Genomic DNA, 6,513 nt, shown 5'->3' with positions numbered 1-6,513 from the left:
GACCAGGACGATCGAGGGGCGGTCCCGGTCAGGGCAAGGCGGCCGGCGGAGATTCGGCTAACTGGCGGAGATTCCTGGCATGTTCCGGTCGTACGGGGCGGCCGACAGCGACCATCGCGCTCGCGGCACGTCGCCGACGATCACCGGCACCAACACGCCGCTGCAGCCGGCCATCAGGTCGCGCAGCAGGCCGGGGTCGCCCGGCTCGGCGAGGTCACAGAACACCAGATGGGCTTCGACCGATCCGGCTGTCTCCGTGCGCACGTCGGCCAGCCGGCGCACCTTCCGGTAGCCGGACGGGTGCATCGCCGGCCGGCCGCCGATCGCCCGGCCCACCACGGTCACCCGGAAGGCGCGGATGCCGGCCGACAGCTGGTCGACCATGGCCAGTGCCAGGCGCTCTCGGGAGTCCGGTTCACCGGTCACGGCGACCACGTCCGGACACTGGGCCAGGTCGAGGTACAGGCAGCGTCCCTCGGACTGGCCGAGGTAGACCGGTGCCATGGCGCCGGCCGGTTCCTCCCCGGCGGTGCTCCAGGTGATCGCCGGTGCCGATCCACGGCCGCCGGCCAACCGTACCCGGATGACGTCGTCGCCGAGGCTGAGCTCGGCGTCGATCCCGTCCGCGCGGGCGGAGCCGGGCCTGCCGGTCGCGGCCCGCATGCCAGCCGGTATCTCGGCCGGTACCTCGGCCGGAGGGTGCGGACGCGGCTGTCCGGCGGGGCGGCGCGGCGTGGTCGGGGTGTCTCCGGCGGGCGCAGATCCGGCCGACGCCAGCGGCGGACGGCCCGGCCGGCTCAGGACCGGCGGCTCCACCGCGCGCCGGCCGGCATGTTCGGCAGCACGGTTCGGGGCGCGCCGGTCGGCCGTCTCCGTCCGCGGTGCCGCAGCCGGTTGCACGACCATCGGCACCAGTTGCGTCCATTCGGGGACGGCTGGTGGCCGGCCGGCGGTCGCCCCGGCGGCGGCCTCCCGGGGCACCACGGGTCGGTGCGGTGCGGCCTCCCAGCCGACATCGGCGGGCACGGCGATACCGGCGTCGGCCGGCCTGGCGGCGGGGACGGAGACGGTCTCGGTCACGACCGGCGGGGAGACCCGCGCGGGCCCGGCGGAGGTCCGGCCGGCCGCGGCACCGTCCGGCCTGCGACGGGCGCCGCGCAGCAGGCGCACGCTCGCCGCGAGCAGTCCGACGGTCGCCATCAGCAGCCCGATGCGAATGGTCGTGACCCGCGCGTTCACCTCGGAGACGTAGCTCGCCGGCCGCGTCGCTTCCGCCACCTGGCGGGCGTTGTCGGCCTCGGCGCTCGTCGGCATCGCCGGCGGCTCGCCCTCGTGCACCCCGGGGCCGTCCGCGTCCGGCGGCAGCAGCAGGATCCAGCCTTCTTGCAGCACCGTCGGGTCCTGTAACCGGCCGCCGTCGGGCTGCGGCCGGTGCTGGTTGAGGTTGAAGATCTCCGCGGCGCGCCGGCCGTCGCCCAGCGTCCTCGCGGCGATGTCGAAGAGGTACTCGCGGTGTCCGTCGACCGGCGGACCGACCACGTAGTACTTCGTGACGGCGGCGGACGGGCCCGGCGACGGCTGCGCGTACCCGGGCAGCGCGGGACCGAGGGCGAGGACCACCGCGGCGGTCGCGGTCGCCGCCCATCGGGGTAAGGGTGCCGCTCTCATCCGGTCGCCGCCGGCGACAGTCGGCTCATGCCGTTCCTCCACTTCCGCGGGACAGGCACCCGTCCTGGTGACTGACGATCGGGAGCGAGCGGGAGTTCACCGCGGCGGGCGGCCACCGCGCGAATCGTTACGCCGCGGTGATCTGTGAACCTTCGGTCCCCGCATCCGTCAAGCGGGGCAGCGCACCGTGAGGGGAGTCATCGTGCCGGACGACGAGAGCCGGTGTCTTCATCTGGACCGATGCCAGCACGTACTATCTCGAGCGGCACGGACTGCTGCCCCCGGCCGGCGATGGAGTACGACCTCGGGTGAACCGGGACGGCCCGCGCCACGTAATGCACCTCGGTCCTGGTGCGGCCGGTACGGAGGGAGGCATGGGATGGCGCACGCCCCGGCTTCGCGCCGACGTTCGCTGGTGCTGGGCCTGGTGGCGCTGGCCCTGGCGGTAGCCGGCGCGTTCACACTGTGGCGCTGGCAGCCCCGCCCGGCTCCGCTGGCCCTCACCGCCGAGCAGCGTGCGGTGATCGACGAGCTGGTGAGCGTGCTGCAGTTCGACAACGCGTTGCTGCAGTACGGTTACGTCGAGGACCGCCGCGACGGTGCCGGCTTCACCGCCGGCCGCAACGGTTTCACCACCGCCGGTGGAGCGGTCGCCGAGGTGCTCGCCGAGTTCACCGGGGCCCGGCCGGCCAGCGCCCTGGTTCGATATCTGCCGGCGATCCGGGCACTGGGCGCGGCGCGCAGCGACGACGTCAACGACCTCGACGGATTCGAGGACGCGTGGCGGCAGGCCGCCGCCGACCCGGTGTTCCGGGCCGCGCAGGATCACATCGGCGAGCAGCGGCACGCGTCGCCGGCGCTGGATCGTGCCCACAGGCTGGGGCTTCGCACCCCGCTGGGCTACGCGGCGCTCTATGACGCGGTGATCCAGCACGGCACGCAGGACGATCCGGACGGAGTGGACGCGCTGATCACCACCGCAACGGCCGCCGCGGGCGGCACCCCGGACACCGGCGTGACCGAGCGAGCCTGGCTGACCGCGTTCCTCAGTGCCCGGGCGGCCAGCCTGCGCCAGCCGCACGACCCGCGCCGCACCGCCGGCTGGATCGCCTCGGCCGGCCGGATCGACGCCTTGAACGGGTTGCTCAACAGCGGCAACCTCGAGCTGCACACCCCGTTCGCGGTCAGCCCGTACGGGGTCACCCACGTCATCTTCCCGCTGGCGATGGGCGCCGCGGACGACCGGGTGCTGCTCGAGGCGATGCCCAGCCAGGCCGGCGCGACCAGCCCGACGGCGTCCACCGGCCCCTCCGCGCCGAGCACCGCACCGCCGGCGCCGGCCCAGTCCGCCGCGCCGAGCGCGGCGCAGAACGTGGTCAAGGTCGCCACCGTGGAGGGCCTGCGCACCGCGCTCGCCGCGGCCCGGCCGGGCCAGACCATCCAACTCGCCGACGGCACCTATGCCGGGGCGTTCACCGCGGCCACCAGCGGCACCGCCCAGGCACCGATCACGCTGACCGGCTCGCCGCGCGCCGTGCTCACCTCGGGCGGGTACGGCTTCCACCTGACCGCGGACCACTGGAACCTCACCGGCTTCACCATCGCCGGCGCGGCCAAGGGCCTCGTGCTGGACGGCGCGCATCGCAACGTCATCGACGGGCTGACCGTGCAGGACATCCGGCAGGAAGGTATCCACCTGCGGACCAACAGCACGGACAACGTGGTGAAACGCAGCCGGGTCGGCCGGACCGGCGACCAGGGACTGGTGATCGGCAACGCGGCGGCGGCGTGGCCGCAGTACACCGGCGGCAACCCGGACCGCAGCGACCGCAACACGATCACCGCCAACACGTTCGGCCCGGACACCGCCCGGGGCGCGATCACCGTGTACGAGGGGACGACCGGCGGCACGCTGAGCGGCAACTCGTTCAACGGCGCCGGCATCACCCAGGGCGGCGCCTGGGTGCTGATCCGGGGCAACGGCTACCAGGTGACCAGCAACTCGGGCTCGGTTTCGCCGTCCGACGGCTACCAGGTGCGCCAGCAGCCAGGGCAGTGGGGCTGCGGCACGGTGTTCCGCGGCAACCGGCTGGACGTGCGGGCGGCCGGATACGGCATCTGGGTCAAGACGGAGGCGGGCTGCGCCACGACGGTCTCCGCCGACAACGTGGCGCTCAACGCGGGCAGCGGCCTGACCAACGTGGCCGTGCAGCGGTGAGGCCTCAGGGCTCGGCCGGCACCAGCCTGGCCACCTCGATGCGTGACCGCACCGCGAGCTTGCTCATGATGTGCGACAGGTGCGACTCGACGGTACGCCGGGAGAGGAACAGCTCGGTCGCGATGTCCGGGGTCGACCGGCCGGCGGCGACCAGCCGGGCGATGGTCACCTCGGTCGGGGTGAGCGCGGCCCAGCCCGTCTCCGGTCGCTTGCGCCGCCGCAGGGGCGGGAGGCGGACCCCGTGCTCGGCCAGCCGGGCGCTGCCGTGCCGGATCGCCCCGGCCGCGCCGACGGCGGTGTACGCGGTGACCGCGTCGCGCCACGCCGCCCGCGCCGGATCGCGCTCGTCGCGGCGGGCATGCAGGAGCGCCACGTCGAGCAGCGCGTCCGCGGCCCGGATCGGCATGCTCAGCCGCTCGTAGTCGTCGGCCGCCCGGGCGACCTCGCCCGGTTCGGTGCCGAGCAGGCCGTGACAGTGCGCCGCGACGGCAGGCAGGACCGGCATCGCGGCGTCGGCCGCGTCCGCGGCGGCGGCCCGGACGGCCGCCTCGGCCAGGCCCGGCTCCCCGTGCTCACCGGCCAGGCGGACGAGCCAGGGCAGGAAGACCTGACGCAGCGCCGCTGCGGTGCCGTCGCGAACCAGCGGCGCGAGCCGGCCCAGCGCCTCGTCCGGGCGGCCCCGCCGCTGCGCCCACAGCGCTTGCGCATGCAGGTGCCGCGGCGCGATCGTCACCAGGTCGTCGTCCGCCGGTCCGGGATCGAGCCGCGGCGGTTCGGTGAGCGGCTCGTCGCGGTACAGCGCGATCAACGCCCGCACGCCCGCGCACTGCAACCGTGAGGGCACGTCGCCCGGCTCGGGCAGGCGTGCACCGGCGGCGTGTTCCCAGCGACCGGTCCAGAAGTCATGCTCGGCCCCGGCCGCGACGACCGGGCCCGCGGTGTCCGGGTGACGTTCGGCCAGCAGCTCGCGGGCCGGCCCGATCTGGCCCAGCGCCGTCAGCACGTGGATCCGCACCGCGAGCGCGGCCGCCCGGACGCCGCTCAACCGCACGTCGTCGCCGGCCAGCCGCAGCGCCTGGGCGGTGCTCTCCCGAGCCGCGTCCAGCGCACCTCGCTGGAACTGCCGGAGGGCGGTGAACTGCAGGGCGGTGCCGGCCGTCAGCGGGTCGTCGCAACCGTCCGGGGGCTGCACCTCCGCGGTCCCGGCGAGTCCGGCGCGCAGCACGTCGAAGCGTGCCCGCCAGACCGGCTCCAGGGCCTCGGCGGTCAGCGTCTCGGCGACGACACCGAGCGCGTCGGGCGTCCGCCCCGCCGCGACGAGTCCGTGGGCCAGCGCCCAGCGCAACTCCGACCGCAGTGCGCCGTCGAGATCCGGCCGCTGCAGGACATGCTCGAGCACGGGTACGGCCTCGACCGGCGCCTGCGCGGTCAGCGCGGGCGCCACCCGGCCGAGCCATCCGGGCACCCACTCGTCGGCCGGCGCACCGGCGGCCCTCAGCTGGGCAGCGATCAGCACCGGGCGCAGACCGGCGCGCGCCATCGCGGTGGCTGCCCGCCGGTGCCGGTCGGCCCGCTCGGAGGCCGGGATCGTGGCGTACAGCGCGTTGATCAGGATCGGGTGCCGGAACGTGAGTAGCTGACCTCGCTCGGTCAGTACACCGGCGGTGAACGCCTCACGGATCACGCCGGAGAGGCTGGTCGCCGGCTGCCCGGTGACCAAACTGAGATCACGCACGGAGAACTCGCTGCCGAGCAGGGTCGCGGCGCGCAGCGCGTCCAGCACGGCGGGGGAGAGGAAGCCGAGGTGCGCGGCGACGGCGGCCGCTGTCGTCCCGGCTTCGGCACCCGCGTCGACCAGGTCGGCGGTGCCGTCCGCGATGCGGATCCGATGCTCCCGGACCAGGCCGTCGATCAGTTCCCGCAGATAGCGCGGGTTGCCGCCGGCCGCGTCGACGAGGCTCCGCAACCGCCCGCCGGGCACCGCACCGGCGAGCGCGGTGGCCAGCGTGCTCGCGGCGACCGGTTCCAGGGCCGCCGGTTCCAGGATCATGGCCCGGCGGTCGGCCAGGTGCTGGCGCAGCAGCGTGACGGCCCGCCGCCTCGGCACCGGCCGGCACGCGGCGACCAGCAGCAACGGCGCCGTCCCGGTGCGTTCACCCAGCCTGCGCCAGGTCAGCAGGCTCGCGTCGTCGGCCCATTGCAGATCGTCGAGCACCACCACGGCCGGGCCGCCGGCGCACAGCCGCTCGACCAGGTCGAGCAGCCGTTGCTCGGCGGCCACCGACGCGTCGCCGGCAGGCAGCCGCGCGGACAGGCACCGGGCCAGCGAGCGGTAGGCGGCGGTGTGGTCCGCCGGACGGGCCCGGCCGGTGCGCGACCGGCAGCCGGCCGCGGCGGCCATCTCGAGGAGCCGGCGCACCAGGGCGGACTTGCCGATCCCCGGTTCACCGTCGATCCACACGCACCCGCCCACCCCGTCGACGAGGCCGGCCACGCAGCTGCGTAGGCGGTCGATCTCGGCATCACGCGAGACCAACTCGTCCATGGCGGTGATCGTATGCGCTGTGCCCGATACGTACCGCCCGCCGGTCGGCTGAATTGCGCTCCACAGCGACCCCGGCGGCGGG

General features: G+C 75.1%; 3 protein-coding genes. 1 reads left to right on the top strand and 2 read right to left on the bottom strand.

Annotation, left to right across the window (positions count from 1 at the left end):
• Positions 1-57: 57 nt before the first annotated feature.
• Positions 58-1,668, bottom strand: a complete 1,611-nt coding sequence (locus IEZ31_RS00590) for a hypothetical protein (protein WP_190247674.1) — start codon at positions 1,666-1,668, stop codon at positions 58-60.
• Between the two features lie 379 nt (positions 1,669-2,047).
• On the opposite strand from IEZ31_RS00590, the gene IEZ31_RS00585 reads away from it, so the two are divergent.
• A complete protein-coding gene (locus tag IEZ31_RS00585) occupies positions 2,048-3,886 on the top strand; it encodes a chitosanase (protein WP_190247673.1) in 1,839 nt (612 codons plus the stop codon).
• Between the two features lie 4 nt (positions 3,887-3,890).
• On the opposite strand, the gene IEZ31_RS00580 is transcribed toward IEZ31_RS00585, so the two are convergent.
• Entirely contained in the window at positions 3,891-6,431 is a 2,541-nt protein-coding gene (locus IEZ31_RS00580) for an ATP-binding protein (RefSeq protein ID WP_190247672.1), read from the bottom strand.
• Positions 6,432-6,513 lie beyond the last annotated feature (82 nt).

Source organism: Dactylosporangium sucinum, from assembly GCF_014647515.1.
GTDB lineage: Bacteria > Actinomycetota > Actinomycetes > Mycobacteriales > Micromonosporaceae > Dactylosporangium > Dactylosporangium sucinum.
This window is presented reverse-complemented; position numbering and strand designations above follow the sequence as displayed.

Coding starts and splice junctions, on each gene's coding strand:
- IEZ31_RS00585 (WP_190247673.1), top strand. CDS start 2,048: ATGGCGCACGCCCCGGCTTCGCGCCGACGTTCGCTGGTGCTGGGCCTG.
- IEZ31_RS00580 (WP_190247672.1), bottom strand. CDS start 6,431: ATGGACGAGTTGGTCTCGCGTGATGCCGAGATCGACCGCCTACGCAGC.
- IEZ31_RS00590 (WP_190247674.1), bottom strand. CDS start 1,668: ATGAGAGCGGCACCCTTACCCCGATGGGCGGCGACCGCGACCGCCGCG.